Below are 17,301 nucleotides of genomic sequence, written 5' to 3'. Positions count from 1 at the left end.
CACCCATCACACACGCACCCCACATCCCCCATACGAGTTCAGAACACGGCACTCCACGGCCACGCCCTTGAAAACCCGGACAAGCTGGCACACACACCCATGTCCGCGCACCACACCCGAAGGGCCCCACCCCCGTGCCCACCCCACCCCTCGCCGGATCCACCACCGGCCCCGCCGCACTGCGGCCCCTCATCGACACCGTCCTCACCGCACTCCACGACGGTGCCCAGCGACGCAACGGCCCCCTCCCCACCGGCGGCCCGGAAACCGTCACCCACCACACCCGCACCACCACCCACCCCCTCATCCCCGACCACGGCACCGGCCCCCACGAAGCCCTCCGCACCCTCATCACCACCCTCACCGAAGGCGCCGCGGACCCCGCCCACCCCCTCTGCACCGCCCACCTCCACACACCGCCCCTCGCCCTCGCCGCCGCCGCCGACCTCGCCGCCTCAGCCCTCAACCCCTCCATGGACTCCTGGGACCAGGCACCCGCCGCCGCCACCCTCGAAGCCGACACCGCCGCCGCCCTCGCCGCCGAGATCTACCCCCACCACCGCACCCCCGACGCCCTCATCACCACCGGCGGCACCGAAGCCAACCAACTAGCCCTCCTCCTCGCCCGCGAACGCCACGGCCCCGTACAAACCATCTGCGGCGCCAACGCCCACCACAGCATCACCCGCGCCGCCTGGCTCCTCGGGCTCCCCCAACCTCTCGTCGTCCCCGCCCCCACCGGCGTCATCGACCCCACCGCACTCCACGACACCCTCATCCGACACCACCACCGCCACCTCCTCGTCATCGCCACCGCAGGCACCACCGACACCGGCCGCATCGACCCCCTCACCGACATCGCCGAACTCTGCGCCACCTACGGCGCCGAACTCCACATCGACGCCGCCTACGGCGGAGCCCTCCTCCTCAGCCCCACCCACCGCCACAAACTCCACGGCCTCGACCGCGCCCACAGCGTCACCCTCGACCTCCACAAACTCGGCTGGCAACCCGCACCCGCAGGCATCCTCGCCGTCCCCCAACACACCCACCTCGACCCACTCCACCACCACGCCCCCTACCTCAACGCCGACGACGACACCGAAGCCGGCCTCCCCGACCTCCTCGGCCGCTCCCTGCGCACCACCCGCCGCCCCGACGTCCTCAAAATCGCCGTCACCCTCAAAGCCCTCGGCCGCGACGGACTCGCCGAACTCATCGACCGCACCATCACCACCGCCCACCACCTCGCCGACCTCATCACCAAAGACCCCACCCTCGACCTCCACGACCAACCCACCATCAGCACCGTCCTCTTCCGCCCCACCCACGCCGACGACCACACCGTCGCCACCATCCGCCGCACCCTCCTCGACCGAGGCCACGCCGTACTCGGCCGCACCCGCATCGACCGCCGCCTCTGGCTCAAAGCCACCCTCCTCAACCCCCACACCACCCCCCACGACCTCCGCACCCTCCTCGACCTCGTCAACAACACCACGGACGAACTCACGAAAGGACACCCCCGCCGATGACCGACCGACCCACCCCCCGAACCGACCAACCACACGACCTCGTCGGCATCGGCATCGGCCCCTTCAACCTCTCCCTCGCCGCCCTCGCCCACACCCTCCCCAACAGCCCCCACCCCCTCACCACCGCCTTCTACGAACAACGCCCCGCCTTCCACTGGCACCCCGGCCTCCTCATCGACGGCGCCACCCTCCAAGTCCCCTTCCTCGCCGACCTCGTCACCCTCGCCGACCCCACCAACCCCTGGACCTTCCTCAACTACCTCCGCACCCGCGACCGCCTCTACCCCTTCTACTTCGCCGAACGCTTCCACATCCCACGCACCGAATACGACGCCTACTGCCGCTGGGTCACCCACCAACTCCCCACACTCCACTTCGGCCACCAGATCGAAGCCATCCGCTGGAACGACCGACACCACCACTTCGAAGTCGACTTCACCCAACTCGGCACCGACGGCGAAGCCGAAGCACTCGGCCGCACCCACACCCGCAACATCGCCCTCGGCATCGGCACCGAACCCCACATCCCCGCCCCCCTCAAACCCCTCACCGAAGACCCCTCAACCCCCGTCATCCACTCCGCCGACTACCTCCACCACCGAAAAACCCTCCTCGACGCCGAACACATCACCGTCATCGGCTCCGGACAATCCGGCGCCGAAATCTTCCTCGACCTCCTCCGCGCCCGCCCCACCGGCCACGAAAACCTCCACTGGCTCGCCCGCACCCAGGCCTTCGCCCCGATGGAGTACTCCAAACTCGGCCTCGAACACTTCACCCCCGACTACACCCGCTACTTCCACGCCCTCCCCGAACCCGTACGCGACGAACTCGTCCCCCGGCAATGGCAACTCCACAAGGGCATCGACGCCGACACCCTCGCCGCCATCCACGACGAGCTCTACCGACGCACCCTCCACGGCGGCTGGCCCCGCACCACCCTCACCCCCGGCGTCTCCGTACACACCGCGAAACGCACCCACAACACCCGCATCGAACTCCACCTCGAACACACCCAACAAAACACCCGCACCACCCTCACCACCGACGCCGTCATCCTCGCCACCGGCTACCGGGAACGCCCCCTCGACCGCATCCTCACCGCCCTCCAACCCCACCTCCACCGCGACACCTCCGGCCGCCCCCGCATCGACCACCACTTCCGCCTCGAACTCGACCCCGCCATCACCGGCAACATCTACGTACAGAACGCCGAACGCCACACCCACGGCGTCGGCACCCCCGACCTCGGCCTCGCCGCCTGGCGCAGCGCCACCATCCTCAACCACCTCACCGGCACCACCCCCTACCCCCTCCCACAACGCACCGCCTTCACCACCTTCGGCCTCAACACCCCCACACACCCCACCCCCACCCCGAACCACACCCCCGCCCCCCTCACCCACCACAACTGACCCACCAACCCCTCCACGCACAAGGCGGCCGCCCCCTCCCGCAGGAGAAGACGGCCGCCACACCCCAGAACCGAACGGCCCCACAGCAACACAACCGTGGCACGCCACACAGCCACAGCACGCTCCACGGCCGCGACGCGCCGTACAGCCGTAGCGCACCCCACAGCCGGAGCACGCACCCCACAGACGTGGCGCGCCGCACCGCCGCACCGCCGTCAGAACACCGGCACGCCGTCCCGCGTCAGACGCCAGTCCACCGACGCGAACTCCGACGCGTCCACCGAACCCTTCGCCTGCACCCACGAGATGATCGTGTTGCGAATCTCCTCGGAGTTGGCCCACACCTGCTTCGCAGCCGCCACATGCGGGAAATTGCCACCGCCACTCGCCCGGTAGTTGTTCACCGCCAGCACGAACTCCGCAGCAGAATCGATCGGCCTGCCCCCGAACGACAGATTCACGATCCGCGAACCACTCGGCTTCGCAATGTCGATCTCGTACGTCAACCCCGACACCGCGTCATAGTTGTAATCAGGAGTGTTCTCCGCATTCGTCAGCCTCGACGGATCAACCGGAGCCCCCGCAGCCGTCTGCACGTAATAACGCGCCGAAAACTCCAGATACTCCTTGACCTGCGCACCCGTCAGCACCCGGGCCTCAAGCGTGTTCTCGAACGGATACAACCCCGCAGCATCCTTGATCGTCACATTCCCCGCCGGAATCCGCGCCGTACGAGAGAAACACGACGCCTGCGACAGCACCGGAAGCCCGGCATACGCGCCACCCGCCAGCGCCGCCTTCACCGTCTCCGTCTGGACGACATTGATCAGATCGATGATCGGCTCGTCCTTCCAGGCCGCCTCCGCCGTCGACATCGCCGCCGTCGACGTACCGATCACCTGATTGACGTACGCCACGACCTTCCTGTGCTCGTCCGCCAGCAACCTCGTGATCTTCGGATCCTCGGCCACGGTGTTCGAGTTCAACACCCGCGAACCCGCCTGCTCCACCACCCAGCGGCCCTTCTCCCACACCAGATCGAAATCGAACAACGTCAGCCGCTGCCCCCACTTCAACGGCTCGGACAGCACCACCTTCTTGCCCGTCCGCTTGTTCTCCACGAAATACTCGGGAATCTCCAGATGCGCATGCCCGACCAGAATCGCATCGATACCCGGAACCTGCTCGGCCACCAGACCCGCCGCATTCTCCACATACGGAATCTGATCACCGTACGACGACGTACCACTGTTCCCCGAATGCGCCGAGACGATCACCACATCCGCACCCATGGAACGCAGCCTCGGCACGTACTTCGCCGCCTGCTCCTCCAGACCGGGAAACACCATCTTCCCGCCCACATTCGCCTTGTCCCAGATCGCGATCCCCGGATTCGTCAGCCCCAGGACCGCCACCTTCACATCCCGCCCGTGCGGCGTACGCATCCGCTTGATCACATACGGCGCGAACGCCGGCCGCAACGACTTCGCATCCAGCGCGTTCGCACCCAGCAGCGGAAAATCACACTGCTCCTCGAACTTCCGCAGCACCGGAATACCATAATTGAACTCATGGTTCCCCAACGCCGCCGCGTCATAACCGATCGCGTTCATCGCCTGCGCCATCGGATGCACCGGACCACGCCGCGCCGTGATCGGATCGATCTTCGCGTAGTAATACGACAACTGAGTGCCCTGAATCGTGTCACCCGCGTCGATCAACAGCGTGTTGCCACGCCCCTTCTCGCGACGCACCCGATCCACCAACGTGGAGATCTTCGCCAGACCCACATCGTTGTGATCCTTGTCGTCGAACTCCGTGTCCGTGAAATAGTCCCAATTGAAAACATTCCCGTGCAGATCGGTCGTGCCCATCACGGTGAACGAATACCGCTTCTCCGGACGCCCGTGCCCGTGCCCACCCCCGCGACCATGCGCCGCGGCCGGAACGGCAGAAGCACCCACCATCGCCGCACCCGCACCGGCAGCCGCCGACGTGCCCAGGAACGCCCTACGATTCAGCGGCATTTCGTCTCCCACATCTCGGATCTCGCACAACTCGGTTCTCGCGCCACCCGGTTACCGCCCGGATCGACACACGCACGGCGCGGCTCCCACCACGCACAACGCGCGTAGATAATGACCCAGGACCCACACCCCGCAACACCCCCCACGCGTGTCGATCTGATGACCACCCGCTGTCCGACCCGGATGCGACAGTGGAACCATGACCGACACCCCCGCCCCCCACGGCACCCCCGACCACCCCCGCGTCGCCGTCCGAGGCGAAGCCCGCATCGACGTCGACCCCGAAACAGCCCGCATCGCCATCACCGTCAGCACCCGCGGAAAGGACCGCCGCACCGCCCTCGAAGGCCTCACCCACCGCAACAACACCGTCCTCGAAATCGTCCGCACCTACGGACCCGCCATCGAAAGACTCGAAACCGGCACCCTCTCCATCACCCCCGAACTCACCCCACGCAGCCGCGACGAAAAAATCCGCGCCTACCACGGCCGCGTCCACATCATCGCCGTCCTCAACGACTTCACCGCCCTGGGCGAACTCACCACCCGCATCGCCGACCTCGACATGACCCGCGTCGACGGCCCCTGGTGGTCCCTGCGCCCCGACTCGCCCGCCCACGCCGCCGCCCGTCGCCAGGCCGTGCACGAAGCCGTCCAACGCGCCCGCGAATACGCCGACGCCCTCGGCTCCCACCTCACCGCCCTCGTCGAACTCGCCGACCTCGGCGCCGAGAACACCACCCCCGCGCCACCCCTGCCCGCCGCACCGGGCGGCCTGCGCGGCAGCGCCCGCCACGGCGCCGCGCCCGACACCGCACCCGCCCTCGACCTCGAACCCCAACGCCAGACCGTCCACGCCCAGGTGAACGCCCGATTCAACATGTCACCGCCGGAACTCTGAAAACGAAATGCGCTCATCCGAGCACCCCGGCGCCCATTCAATACTTGTCAACAACCTTTCATCCAAAGGACGTTGGGTAGTCACACGCGGCCAAATAACTACCCGTAGGTAAGGTCTAGGGTCGAAGCATGCGCCGAGCAAAAATCGTTTGTACCCTGGGCCCCGCCACCACCTCGTACGACCGGATCAAGGAACTCGTCGAAGCGGGAATGGACATCGCCCGCCTCAACCTCAGCCACGGCACCTACGACGAACACGAAGAGCGATACCGCCGCGTGCGCAAGGCCGCCGACGAGACCGGACGCAGCGTCGGCATCCTCGCCGACCTCCAGGGCCCGAAGATCCGCCTCGGCCGCTTCCGCGAAGGACCCGTACTCCTCGAACGCGGCGACACCTTCACCATCACCGTCGAACCCACCGAGGGCGACCGCCACACCAGCGGCACCACCTACGACGGCCTCGCCGCCGACGTCACCCCCGGCGAACGCATCCTCGTCGACGACGGCCGCGTCACCCTCGAAGTCACCGACGTCGACGGCCCCCGCGTCCACACCACCGTCATCGAAGGCGGCATGGTCTCCGACCACAAGGGCCTCAACCTCCCCGGCGTCGCCGTCTCCGTCCCCGCACTCTCCGACAAGGACATCGAAGACCTCCGCTGGGCCCTGCGCACCGGCGCCGACGTCATCGCCCTGTCCTTCGTGCGCAGCGGACGCGACATCGAGGACGTCCACCGCATCATGGACGAGGAGGGCCGCCGCCTCCCCGTCATCGCCAAGATCGAGAAACCCCAGGCCGTCGAGAACATCGACGGCATCGTCGCCGCCTTCGACGGCATCATGGTCGCCCGCGGCGACCTCGGCGTCGAAATGCCCCTGGAACAAGTACCGATCGTCCAGAAGCGCGCGATCAAACTCGCCAAGCGCAACGCCAAGCCGGTCATCGTCGCCACTCAGATGCTCGACTCTATGATCGACAACTCCCGCCCCACCCGCGCCGAGGCGTCCGACGTCGCGAACGCCGTCATCGACGGCACCGACGCGGTGATGCTCTCGGGCGAGACCAGCGTCGGCAGGTACGTCGTCGAGACCGTCCGCACGATGGCCCGCATCGTCGAGGCCGCCGAGGAGGACCTCCTCGCCAAGGGCCTCTCGCCCCTCACCGAGCGCAACAAGCCCCGCACCCAGGGCGGCGCCGTCGCCCGGGCCGCCGCGGAGATGGGCGATTTCCTCGGTGCGAAGTTCCTGGTCGCCTTCACCCAGAGCGGCGACACCGTCAGGCGCCTCTCCCGCTACCGCTCGCCCATCCCGCTCCTGGCCTTCACGCCGGAACCCGCCACCCGTTCCCAGCTGAACCTGACCTGGGGCGTCGAGACCTTCCTCGGCCCGCACGTCGACTCCACGGACGCGATGGTGGCCCAGGTCGACGAGGAACTGCTCAGGATCGGCCGCTGTCAGATGGGTGACGTCGTCGTGATCACGGCCGGCTCCCCGCCGGGCGTCCCGGGCTCGACGAACCTGGTCCGGGTGCACCGCATCGGCGAGGACGACGGCGCACGGTAGGACCGTGTCAGTACTTCGGCCCGACGTGGGCGTCCATCAGCGCGACGGACGCCCGTCGGGCGACGGAGATGTTCCGTGAGTTGGCCCGCTTCCATTCGACACCGACGAGGTCGAGAGCACCGGTGAACAGCCCGATGATGTCGGAGGACAGATTGGTGAAGAAGTAGCGCGGATATTCGTAACGGCGTTTTTCTCCGGCAACGATACGAGTTGTCCAGTTGGTGATGCGGCAGCCGTCGGAATGAATGAGGCCTCGGACGAATTCCCACGGATGGGTGCCGACGAGATGCTGTTGCCATGGTTCGAGAGTGATCTCGCGCTCGTGCTTCTTGCCGGGGCCGTGCTGAGGGAAGAAGCAGGGCCAATGCTTGCTGTGGCAGGAGACGTATTGGCAGCCCTGGCGTTGGACCCGGAACACCTTGTTCTCAGGGCGTACAGCCTGCATGGCCTCGGAGCAGGCCTCGATGAGGCCGGGCCAGGTATCAGCGCACGCGATGCGGAGGAAGTACACATCCCGCTTGGCGCGGATGATGTACCCGTCTCCGAGGTAGAGCCCCAGTAAGTAGACGTAGGCGGAGGGGACTTCGAAGTCGTTCGGTGGGTTGCTACATCTGGGGCAGGTTGCGGACTGTCCGTGGCGCCAGGGTTCCACCCGCGTCTGCCATGAACGGATGGCGGCGCGTGAGATGCCTGTCTGCTTGCTTACAGAGTTCTGACTGAAGCCCTGGTCAATGAGCGCCAAGGCTCGTCGGCGCGTTTCGAGGTCGTACACGCAGCCGACCTTGGTCCGAGCCTCATGCCTGCGAGCGGACTTCGCGGGACAGTCACACGATCAAGTGAAGTCCCACTATCGACTTACGACCTTCGAAATGAAGGAAAAGTGCCCCGAGTCGGACTCGAACCGACACTGGATGGGTTTTGAATCCATTGTCTCTAACCAATTGGACTACCGGGGCTCGACGAATCGAAGGTGTTCTTCAACCCGCTGGGCACCTACCTTACCGCAGCTGGGTAGGCTGCTTGGCAGTAGTACCGTTCTTGAACGAGGAGCCCCGTGACCACGCCCGAGTCGCCCCAGCCCGCCGACGATGACAAGTCGCACGTTCCGCCGTTGACGACGCGCGTCGTCATCGCCGAGGACGAGGCGCTCATCCGCCTCGATCTCAAAGAGATGCTGGAGGAGGAGGGCTACGCGGTCGTCGGCGAGGCCGGGGACGGGCAGAGGGCCGTCGAGCTGGCCCGGGAGCACCGGCCGGACCTGGTCATCCTGGACGTGAAGATGCCGGTCCTGGACGGGATCTCCGCCGCCGAGAAGATCGCGGAGGAGTCCATCGCGCCGGTCCTGATGCTCACCGCGTTCTCGCAGCGCGATCTCGTGGAGCGGGCCCGGGACGCCGGGGCGATGGCGTATCTCGTGAAGCCGTTCAGCAAGAGTGACGTGGTGCCGGCCATCGAGATGGCCGTGTCGCGGTTCGCGGAGCTGAAGGCGCTGGAGAGCGAGGTCGCGGATCTGGCGCAGCGGCTGGAGACGCGGAAGCTGGTGGACCGGGCGAAGAGCATTCTGCAGACGGATTACGGGCTGTCGGAGCCTGCTGCGTTCCGGTGGATCCAGAAGACGTCGATGGATCGTCGGCTGTCGATGCAGCAGCTTGCCGAGGCGTTGATCGCGGATGCCGAGGAGAAGCGGGCCGAGGAGAAGAAGGCGGCCGAGTAGTCGGTTGCTTGTGGGTGTGTGCGGGGAAGGGGCCCGCGTCCGGATCGGTGAATCCGGGTGCGGGCCCCTTCTGTGTGCGTTTCTCCGTGTGTTTCTGTGTGGGTGGTCAGTCCTCGCCGAGGTAGGCCTTGCGGACGGATTCGTCGTGCAGGAGGTCCGTGCCGGTGCCGGAGAGGACGATCTTGCCGACTTCCATGACGTGGCCCTGGTCGGCGAGGGAGAGTGCGGCCTGGGCGTTCTGTTCGACGAGCAGGATGGTGGTGCCCTGGGCCTTGAGTTCGACGATGGTCTCCATGATCTTCTGCATCATGATGGGGGAGAGGCCCATGGAGGGTTCGTCGAGCATGAGGAGTTTGGGCTGGCACATGAGGGCCCTGCCCATGGCGAGCATCTGCTGTTCGCCGCCCGAGAGGGTTCCGGCGGCCTGTTTGCGGCGTTCCCCGAGGATGGGGAAGAGGTCGTAGGCGCGCTGGATGTCCTTCTCGATGCCTGCCTTGTCGCTGCGGAGGTAGGCGCCGAGCTGGAGGTTTTCGGTGATCGTCAGCCGGGGGAAGATGTGGCGTCCCTCGGGGGAGTGGGCGAGGCCCAGGGCGACGATCTTGTGGGCGGGGACGTTGCCGAGGGGTTTGCCGTCGAAGGTGATGCGGCCTCCTGCGGGCTTGAGGAGTCCGGAGAGGGTGCGCAGGGTGGTGGTCTTGCCGGCGCCGTTGGTGCCGATGAGGGTGACGATCTGGCCGGCTTCGACGGTGAAGGAGATGCCTTTGACGGCTTCGATCTTGCCGTAGGCGACGCGGAGGTCCTCGACCTCCAGAAGTGCGGTCATCGGGCGTCCTCCTCCTCGTTGCCGGTGGTGGCGCCGGTCGTGCTGGTGGTGTCGGTCGGTTCGGTGGTGGTGTCTGCGGGTTGGGTCGGTTCGGTGGTGGTGCCTGCTTCGGCGGCTTCCACTTCGGCGACTTCTTCGGCGCCGGGGGCGCCTTCGAAGGGGGTGCCGAGGTAGGCGGCGACGACGCGTTCGTCGCTCTGGACGATGTCGGCGGTGCCTTCGACGAGTTTTTCGCCCTGGACGAGGACGGCGACGCGGTCGCAGAGGTTGAAGATGAACCGCATGTCGTGCTCGATGACGAGGACGGCGATGCCCTGGTCGCGGATGGCGAAGATGAGTTCTTCGGTGACGCGGGTTTCCTGCGGGTTCATGCCGGCGGTGGGTTCGTCGAGGAGCAGGAGGCCGGGTTCGCTGGCGAGTGCGCGGGCGATTTCCAGTTTGCGCTGGTCTCCGTAGGGGAGGTTGCGCGCGAGGTGGTCGGCCTTGTCCGCGAGACCGATGAACTCCAGGAGTTCCATGGCGCGTTCGCGGCTGGCGTTCTCGGCCTTGGTGAAGCCGGGGAGGCGCAGGAGGGCGGACCAGAGGCCTTCCTTGGTCCGGGTGTGTCGTCCGACGAGGACGTTCTCCAGGACGGTCATGTTGGCGAAGAGCCGGATGTTCTGGAAGGTGCGGGCGATGCCTGCCTGGGTGACGAGGTGGGGTTTGGGGGGCAGGACGGTGCCTTTGTAGCTGACCTTGCCCTCGGTGGGGACGTAGAGGCCGGTGAGGCAGTTGAAGAAGGTGGTTTTGCCGGCGCCGTTGGGGCCGATGAGTCCGACGATTTCACCGGCGTTGACGGTGAGGTCGACGCCGCGTACTGCGGTGAGGCCGCCGAAGCGCATGGTGACGCCGTTGGCGTCGAGGACGGTGGTGGCGGTTTTCGTGGTGGTGGTCATGGTGGTCACGCCCCCGCCTTGGCGATGCCGGTGCCGGTGCCGGTTTCCTGGGACTGGCGTGGTTCCGGTTCGTCGGGCTGGTCGGTCTCGTGGAATTCGAGCTGCTTCCTGCGGTCGGCGACCAGTCCTTCGGGGCGCAGGCGCATCAGGAGGATGAGTGCGACGCCGAAGAGGAAGAGCTGGTAGTCCTGCATGAACTGGAGTTTGGCCGGGATGAGGTAGAGGAGTGCGGCCCCGACGAGGGGTCCGCTGAGGGTTCCCATGCCGCCGAGGATGACGGCGGCGAGGAGGAAGGCGGAGTTGGGGGGTACGGAGCCGGCGAACTGGTATTGCTCGGGTGTGACGGTGTAGTTGACGTGTGCCTGGACGGTTCCGGCGAGTCCGGCGAGGGTGGCGCCGAGGGCGAAGGCGATGAGTTTGAGCCGGAAGGCGTTGATGCCCATGGCGGTGGCGGCGGTTTCGTCTTCGCGGATGGCGACCCAGGCGCGGCCGATGCGGGATTCTCCGGAGCGGCGGAAGACGAGGACGACGACGGCGGTGAAGACGAGCATCAGCAGGTAGTAGTTGGCCGACCTGCCGAGGGTGAAGCCGAGGATGTCGTGTCTGGTGCCGAAGTCGAATCCGAAGAAGTCGAGGTCGGGGATGCTGGGGATGCCTTGGGAGCCGTTGGTGAGGTCGGGTCCGCTGTTGCCGTTGAGGTTGTTGACGGTGAGGCGGAAGATTTCACCGAAGCCGAGGGTGACGATGGCGAGGTAGTCGCCGCGGAGTCGGAGGGTGGGTGCGCCGATGAGGACGCCGAAGACGAGTGAGGCTGCGGCTCCGGTGAGGACGGCGGCCCAGAAGGGGAACTGGACGCCGATGGCGGACATGGTGGAGCCGGAGACGAGGGCTGCGGCGTAGGCGCCGACGCCGAGGAAGGCGACGTATCCGAGGTCGAGGAGGCCGGCGAGGCCGACGACGACGTTGAGGCCGAGTGCGACGGTGCCGAAGATGAGGATGTTGGCGCCGACGAGCGCGTATTCCTCTTTCTGCTGGGTGAAGGGGAAGCAGACGGCTGCGACGAGGGCTGCGGCGAGGGTGATGTTGCGGTGCTTCGCGGTCAGTGCGGTGAGTCGGGAGATGACTCCGGCTCGGTGGAGTGCGGTGAAGGCGAAGCCGGTGGTGATGAGGAAGCCGATGAAGAGTTCGGTGTAGTCGGTGTCGATGCCGTAGGTGAAGGCGTAGAGACCGATGCCGAACGAGGCGATGATGATGAGGATTTCGGCCCAGTCGGGGAGGGCCTTGGCGTGGGGTGCGGTGGGGGCGCGGAGGCTTTCGCGGAAGCGTTCCCAGGTGGTGGCGCCGGTGGTGGTGTGGGGGTGGTCGCCGGGGAGTCCGAGGGCGGCGATGGCGGCGATGAGTGCGCCGGCGGTGCTGACGTAGGCGCCGGGTTCGAGGTTGACGGCGCCGCCGAGGTCGTAGGAGATGGCGCCGGCGGCGTAGCCGGTGGTGCCGAGGGTGCCGAGGGCGAGGAGGCGGACGGGGCTGTTGGTGCCGCCGGGGGTGAGCCATCCGAGGCCGCGGATGCCGTAGCCGGAGAGGGTCATCAGCAGGGTGAGTGCGGCGCTGATGAGGGTGAGGACCTGGAGGCCGCCGGGGTAGCCGGTGACGGTGAGGTCGCCGGGGAATTCCTTGGTCCAGGTCCAGGCGAGGAAGGTGCCGGCGAGGGCGACGGCGGTGCCGGCGAGGGTGCCGATGCGGGCCGTGTTCGCGGGGATGGGGAGGAGGGGGGCGGTGGTGGGTGTGGTGTGGTTGGTGGTCATCCGTATCACGCCCGATCCGCGACGCGTTCGCCGAGCAGGCCCTGGGGGCGCAGGAGCAGGACGACGATGAGGAGGACGAAGGCCCATACGTCCTTCCAGGCGCCGCCGCCGAAGAGTTCCATGCCGGGGACGTTGCTCATGTAGCCGGTGGCGAGGGATTCGGCGATGCCGAGGACGACTCCGCCGAGCATGGCGCCGTAGATGTTGCCGATGCCGCCGAGTACGGCTGCGGTGAAGGCTTTGAGGCCCATGATGAAGCCCATTTTGAAGCCGATCTGGCCGTTTTTGAGCCCGTAGGCGACGGCTGCGACGGCGGCGAACGCGGCGCCGATGGCGAAGGCCATGACGATGATGCGGTCGGTGTTGATGCCCATGAGCTTCGCGGTGTCGGGGTCCTGGCTGGTGGCTTGCATGCCGCGGCCGGTGCGGGTCTTGGAGACGAAGAGGCCGAGGGCGATCATGCAGAGGGGGGCGGTGATGAGGACGAAGAGGTCACCGCGTTGGATGTGGGCGCCGAAGATGTCGAGGGCTTCGCCCTTGAACTGGGGGAAGGAGCGGTCCTTCTTGGCGTCGGGGTACCACTTCCAGATGGCTTGCTGGAGTGCGAGGGAGAGCCCGATGGCGGTGATGAGGGGGGCGAGTCGGGGTGCGCCGCGCAGGGGGCGGTAGGCGAAGCGTTCTGCGGCGGTGCTGATGGCGACGGAGCATATGACGCCGCCGATGATCATGAGTGGGATGATCGCGAGGAGGGAGACGCCGGCCGGCATCCAGAGGTACACGGTGAGAGCTCCGAAGCCTCCGATCATGAAGATCTCGCCGTGGGCGAAGTTGATGAGCTGGATGATTCCGTAGACCATCGTGTAGCCGATCGCGATGAGTCCGTACATCGCGCCGAGGATGAGTCCATTGGCCAGCTGTTGCGGCAGTTCGTTCACCGCAGGGCCTCCGTGGAGTGGTTCGGATATGGCACCGCGCGGGGCGCTGGTAGCGCTCCCGCGCGGTCTGGGTGTCGTGTCAGTGCGGGTGCCCGGGAGGGGCGGGTGGGGTCAGGGCTTGTAGACCTCGCTGAGCTTGGAGGCCCACTTGCCGCCGTCGACCTGGTAGGCGGTCATCATGGTGTTGGTGGTGTCGCCGAATTCGTCGAAGGAGACGGGGCCGGTGACGCCGTCGAACTTGACCTTGGCCATGGCTTCGAGGACCTTGGCGCGGAGGTCGTCGGGGGCCTTGCCGTTGTTGTCGGCGACGGCGATCTTGACGGCTTCGATGATGGACCAGGTGGCGTCGTAGGTGCCGCCGCCGTAGGCCTCGTAGGCGTCCTTGTATCCGGCGGTCTTGTAGTCGGCGATGAACTTCTTGGCGGATTCGAGTTCTTCGACGGGCTTGCCGACGGAGGTGGCGATGTCGCCCTGGGCCTTCTTGTTGAGCTTGATGAAGTCGGCGCTGTACATGCCGTCGCCGCCCATGAGGGGGATCTGGACGCTGTCCTTGAGCTGCTGGCTCAGGGGGGCGCCGGCGGGGTATTCGCCGCCGTAGTAGACGGCCTTGGCGCCGGACTTCTTGACCTGGGTGACGACGGCGTTGAAGTCGCGGTCGTCGGGGTTGACGTGGTCGGTGCCGACGATCTTGCCGCCGAGGGCGGTGAAGGTGTTCTTGAAGGAAGCGGCGAGGCCGGCGCCGTAGGGCTTCTGGTCGTCGATGAGGTAGACCTGGTTGATCTTCGCGTTGTTGTAGAGGTACTTCGCGGCGAAGGCGCCCTGGATCTGGTCCGTGGTGGCGGTGCGGAAGTAGGTCTTGAAGGGGCGCTTCTTGTCGCCGGACTTCCAGTTCTCGCCCTGGGTCAGCTCGGTGCCGGTGTTGGCGGGGGAGACCTGGGTGAGGCCGGCGTCGTTGAGGGGCTTCTGCATCGACTGGGAGACGCCGGAGTTCAGGGGGCCGACGACGCCGACCACGGTCTTGTCGTCGATGAACTTCTGGGCGTTCTGCTGGCCGACGGAGGGCTGCGCCTGGTCGTCGAGCGGCTTGACCTCGAACGTGATGCCGGGGACGAGCTTCTCCTTGTTGGCCGTCTTGGCGGCGAGGTCGGCGGAGTTCTTGATGCCGAGGCCGAGGGCGGAGAGGTCGCCGGTGATGGGGGCGTCGAGGCCGATGACGACGGTTTTGGTGTCGCCGTCGCCGCCGCTGCTGTTGTTGCTGTCGTCGCGCGACCCGCAGGCCGTGAGTGTCAGTGCTCCTGTGGTGAGCACTGTGGTGAGTATGAGCAAAGAACGGTGTCGCACGAAAGGTCCTTTCCCTGGCGCGGCCTCCTCTGCATGAGGTGCCGTTTCGTTCGCCGGGCCGTACGGGTTGGTACAGGGCCGTGCTGGGTGACGCGCCCGGCGGCGCGGTGACTGGCCGTGACTCTAGGCGCAGGTGTGGTGGTGGGGGATGGGTCCGCCGCAGGATGTGACTTTCTTGTTATGCCCTTGAGCAAGGCTTGAGGTGGCTGTGCGGACATGTACGGTTTTTTACCGGCCGCCGAAATTGACCGCATGGTGAGAACACGCAGCTCTGCTAAGGGGCTTGAGGGGTTCTTGCTGCTGTCGCGCGTGGTGGGCGGGGGCGGGTGCGGGTGCGGGCGCGGCGAGGTGCCCGGTCGGCGTGGGGGCCTGGTCCGGGGTGTGTGTTGTGGCCTGCACACATCGCATGGCGATTACGCAGCGTGACTTTTGGGGTGGTGTGATTGACGCGGTGTTGCGTGTTCGGGGCGAGTGGTCGAAGTTGTCGGCGTGCCGAGTGGGCCATACAAGGGGTTTGGAGGTCAAGGGAGTTGACTGAGGAAATTGCTCAACTGGGCCTGTTCACTTGGTGGTTGTGTGAGGGAATGCGACTGCCCGACCGGATTGTGTGCCGGTCGGGCAGTGGTGGGCCGGGTGTGCGGCGTGGTGCGTTGTGTTTCGGTCAGGCGGCGTCGGGGCGTGGTGCGTCGCGCAGCAGGCAGGTGAGGCGGGCGGTGCAGACCCGCTTGTCGTGTTCGTCGGTGATGACGATTTCGTAGGTGGCGGTGGAGCGGCCGCGGTGCACGGGGGTGGCGGTGCCCGTGACGAGTCCGCTGCGTACGCCTCGGTGGTGGGTGCAGTTCAGGTCGACGCCGACGGCGATCTTCGTGGCGCCGCCGTGGAGCATGGATCCGACCGAGCCGAGGGTTTCGGCGAGGACGGCGGACGCGCCGCCGTGGAGCAGCCCGTACGGCTGGGTGTTGCCCTCGACGGGCATGGTGCCGACGACCCGGTCGGCGGATGCTTCGACGATCGTGACGCCCATGCGTTCGCCGAGGTGGCCGGCGGAGAAGAGGGCGGGGAGGTCGACGCCGAGTGCGGCGTACTCGTCGATGATCTCCTGGGGGAACGTGGGTGTGGTGTGCTCGCCCATGGGGTCCGGCTCCGATCGTCTGCGTTGGTTCGTGGTTCGGTGCTTTCTGCGTCGTTCATATCAGACGACTGAGCGGGCGCTTAGTGGGTCGGCCGTGGACCGCGAACCCTTGCGCGTTCCCCGTTCCGGCCGCGGTTCCGTTTCCGGCCGTGGCTCCGTCCACGGCGACGGTCCCGGTCCCGGTCCTGGCGATGGTCCCGTCCCCGTCCCCGTCCCCGTTCCCCTTTCCCGTTCCGGCAGCGGTCCGGACGCGGGGCGGGGCGGGCGGTCAGACGGTGGCCAGCAGGAAGTCCTCTCCGCTCGACGGGCGCAGCCCGTCGTCGCGACCGGCGAAGTAGCGCTCGGCGAGCTGGGCTCCCGGTACGTGCTGTGCGTCGGCGAAGCCCGCTTCGTGGGCCAGGGACAGCATGTCCTGCGGGGTGTAGAAGCTGAGGAACGGCGTTCCGGACACCTGTGCGCCCTCCTTGCTCCTGCGAAGGCCGGGGCGGTCGGCGGGGGCGACGAGCTCGGGGGGCAGCAGGAAGGTCATGGCGAGCGTCGTGCCGGGGGCTAGTTCGGCGATCCGGTGCAGGGTGGCGGCTGTCGCGTCCTCGGTGAGGTACATGATGACGCCGGTGGAGACGACGACCGCGGGTCGGGTCCGGTCGAATCCTGCGGCGGTCAGCCGCTCCGGCCAGGAGTCACCGGCCTCGAAGTCGACCGGTACCAGACGCAGCCAATCGGGGATGCCGTAGCCGAGCTCGACAAGGCGACGGCGTTTCCAGGACTGGGTGGCGGGCTTGTCGATCTCGAAGACCCGAAGGCGTGAGGCCGTTTCGGGTCTGCGTTGGGCGAAGGTGTCGAGGCCGGCTCCCAGGATCACGTACTGCGTGACGCCGTGGGCGGCCTGTTCACGGACGAGGTCCTCGACGAAACGGGCGCGGGCCACGACGGCCGCCCGGAATCCCCTGGTGGCGTGGGGGTCCATGTCGGGGCGTCGGCGCCAGTCGCCGTCGGGCGCGGCCAGCCGCAGGCCGATCTCGTCCTCGATGACATGCGGTGGCGGATCGATCCGGACGTGCATCGCCCGCCAGAGGGCGACCCGTAGCGCGGTGTTGTCCGGTGTGCCGGCCCGTTCGTCCGCCATGTGCCTTCCTTCTGTCTGTCTGCTTCTTGTCCTCTACTTCTTGTCGCGCTCGT

General features: G+C 67.0%; 14 protein-coding genes and 1 tRNA gene. 5 read left to right on the top strand and 10 right to left on the bottom strand.

Annotated elements, in window-relative coordinates; translation table 11 throughout:
• Positions 1-134: 134 nt before the first annotated feature.
• Positions 135-1,535 (top strand): pyridoxal phosphate-dependent decarboxylase family protein, encoded by a 1,401-nt coding sequence (locus tag ACF1CT_RS15400; RefSeq protein WP_391784309.1) that lies wholly within the window; start codon positions 135-137, stop codon positions 1,533-1,535.
• On the top strand, positions 1,532-2,950 hold the full coding sequence (locus ACF1CT_RS15395; protein WP_391784308.1) for a lysine N(6)-hydroxylase/L-ornithine N(5)-oxygenase family protein: 1,419 nt from the start codon (positions 1,532-1,534) through the stop codon (positions 2,948-2,950). Before ACF1CT_RS15400 ends, ACF1CT_RS15395 begins: the two co-directional genes overlap by 4 nt.
• A 215-nt stretch (positions 2,951-3,165) precedes the next feature.
• Here ACF1CT_RS15395 and ACF1CT_RS15390 read toward each other — a convergent pair whose 3' ends face one another.
• Positions 3,166-4,977: a bifunctional metallophosphatase/5'-nucleotidase gene (locus ACF1CT_RS15390; RefSeq protein WP_391784307.1), complete on the bottom strand. Its 1,812-nt coding sequence runs from the start codon at positions 4,975-4,977 to the stop codon at positions 3,166-3,168.
• 199 nt (positions 4,978-5,176) lie between these two features.
• On the opposite strand from ACF1CT_RS15390, the gene ACF1CT_RS15385 reads away from it, so the two are divergent.
• Positions 5,177-5,878: an SIMPL domain-containing protein gene (locus ACF1CT_RS15385; protein ID WP_391784306.1), complete on the top strand. Its 702-nt coding sequence runs from the start codon at positions 5,177-5,179 to the stop codon at positions 5,876-5,878.
• A gap of 128 nt (positions 5,879-6,006) precedes the next feature.
• On the top strand, positions 6,007-7,440 hold the full coding sequence (pyk, locus tag ACF1CT_RS15380) for a pyruvate kinase (protein ID WP_391784305.1): 1,434 nt from the start codon (positions 6,007-6,009) through the stop codon (positions 7,438-7,440).
• A 7-nt stretch (positions 7,441-7,447) separates the two neighbouring features.
• Here the strand turns inward: pyk and ACF1CT_RS15375 are convergent, their stop codons facing one another.
• Together ACF1CT_RS15375 and ACF1CT_RS15370 are read right to left on the bottom strand one after the other, a co-directional pair.
• The gene (locus tag ACF1CT_RS15375) at positions 7,448-8,212 is read right to left on the bottom strand and encodes a transcriptional regulator (protein ID WP_391784304.1); all 765 of its coding nucleotides are present in this window, start codon (positions 8,210-8,212) and stop codon (positions 7,448-7,450) included.
• 109 nt (positions 8,213-8,321) lie between these two features.
• Positions 8,322-8,396 (bottom strand) — tRNA-Leu (locus tag ACF1CT_RS15370).
• A 98-nt stretch (positions 8,397-8,494) separates the two neighbouring features.
• On the opposite strand from ACF1CT_RS15370, the gene ACF1CT_RS15365 reads away from it, so the two are divergent.
• Positions 8,495-9,154, top strand: a complete 660-nt coding sequence (locus ACF1CT_RS15365) for an ANTAR domain-containing response regulator (protein WP_391784303.1) — start codon at positions 8,495-8,497, stop codon at positions 9,152-9,154.
• 106 nt (positions 9,155-9,260) lie between these two features.
• On the opposite strand, the gene ACF1CT_RS15360 is transcribed toward ACF1CT_RS15365, so the two are convergent.
• From ACF1CT_RS15360 to ACF1CT_RS15330, 7 genes are all read right to left on the bottom strand, one after another.
• Positions 9,261-9,977 (bottom strand): ABC transporter ATP-binding protein, encoded by a 717-nt coding sequence (locus ACF1CT_RS15360; protein ID WP_391784302.1) that lies wholly within the window; start codon positions 9,975-9,977, stop codon positions 9,261-9,263.
• A complete protein-coding gene (locus ACF1CT_RS15355; protein WP_391784492.1) occupies positions 9,974-10,912 on the bottom strand; it encodes an ABC transporter ATP-binding protein in 939 nt (312 codons plus the stop codon). Before ACF1CT_RS15355 ends, ACF1CT_RS15360 begins: the two co-directional genes overlap by 4 nt.
• Before the next feature lie 5 nt (positions 10,913-10,917).
• Complete coding sequence (locus tag ACF1CT_RS15350; RefSeq protein ID WP_391784301.1) at positions 10,918-12,714, bottom strand: branched-chain amino acid ABC transporter permease; 1,797 nt, start codon at positions 12,712-12,714, stop codon at positions 10,918-10,920.
• Positions 12,715-12,719: 5 nt separating this feature from the next.
• Positions 12,720-13,649: a branched-chain amino acid ABC transporter permease gene (locus ACF1CT_RS15345; protein WP_391784300.1), complete on the bottom strand. Its 930-nt coding sequence runs from the start codon at positions 13,647-13,649 to the stop codon at positions 12,720-12,722.
• A gap of 111 nt (positions 13,650-13,760) precedes the next feature.
• Complete coding sequence (locus tag ACF1CT_RS15340) at positions 13,761-14,975, bottom strand: branched-chain amino acid ABC transporter substrate-binding protein (RefSeq protein ID WP_391784491.1); 1,215 nt, start codon at positions 14,973-14,975, stop codon at positions 13,761-13,763.
• Positions 14,976-15,651: 676 nt separating this feature from the next.
• Positions 15,652-16,122, bottom strand: coding sequence for a PaaI family thioesterase (locus ACF1CT_RS15335; RefSeq protein ID WP_376239163.1), 471 nt, complete (start codon positions 16,120-16,122; stop codon positions 15,652-15,654).
• A gap of 268 nt (positions 16,123-16,390) precedes the next feature.
• Positions 16,391-17,248: a class I SAM-dependent methyltransferase gene (locus ACF1CT_RS15330; RefSeq protein ID WP_391784299.1), complete on the bottom strand. Its 858-nt coding sequence runs from the start codon at positions 17,246-17,248 to the stop codon at positions 16,391-16,393.
• Positions 17,249-17,301: the final 53 nt, after the last annotated feature.

The organism is Streptomyces sp. NPDC014734, from assembly GCF_043083325.1.
Lineage (GTDB): Bacteria > Actinomycetota > Actinomycetes > Streptomycetales > Streptomycetaceae > Streptomyces.
Note: the sequence above shows the minus strand (reverse complement) of the source record. Positions and strands in the feature narration are given on the sequence as shown.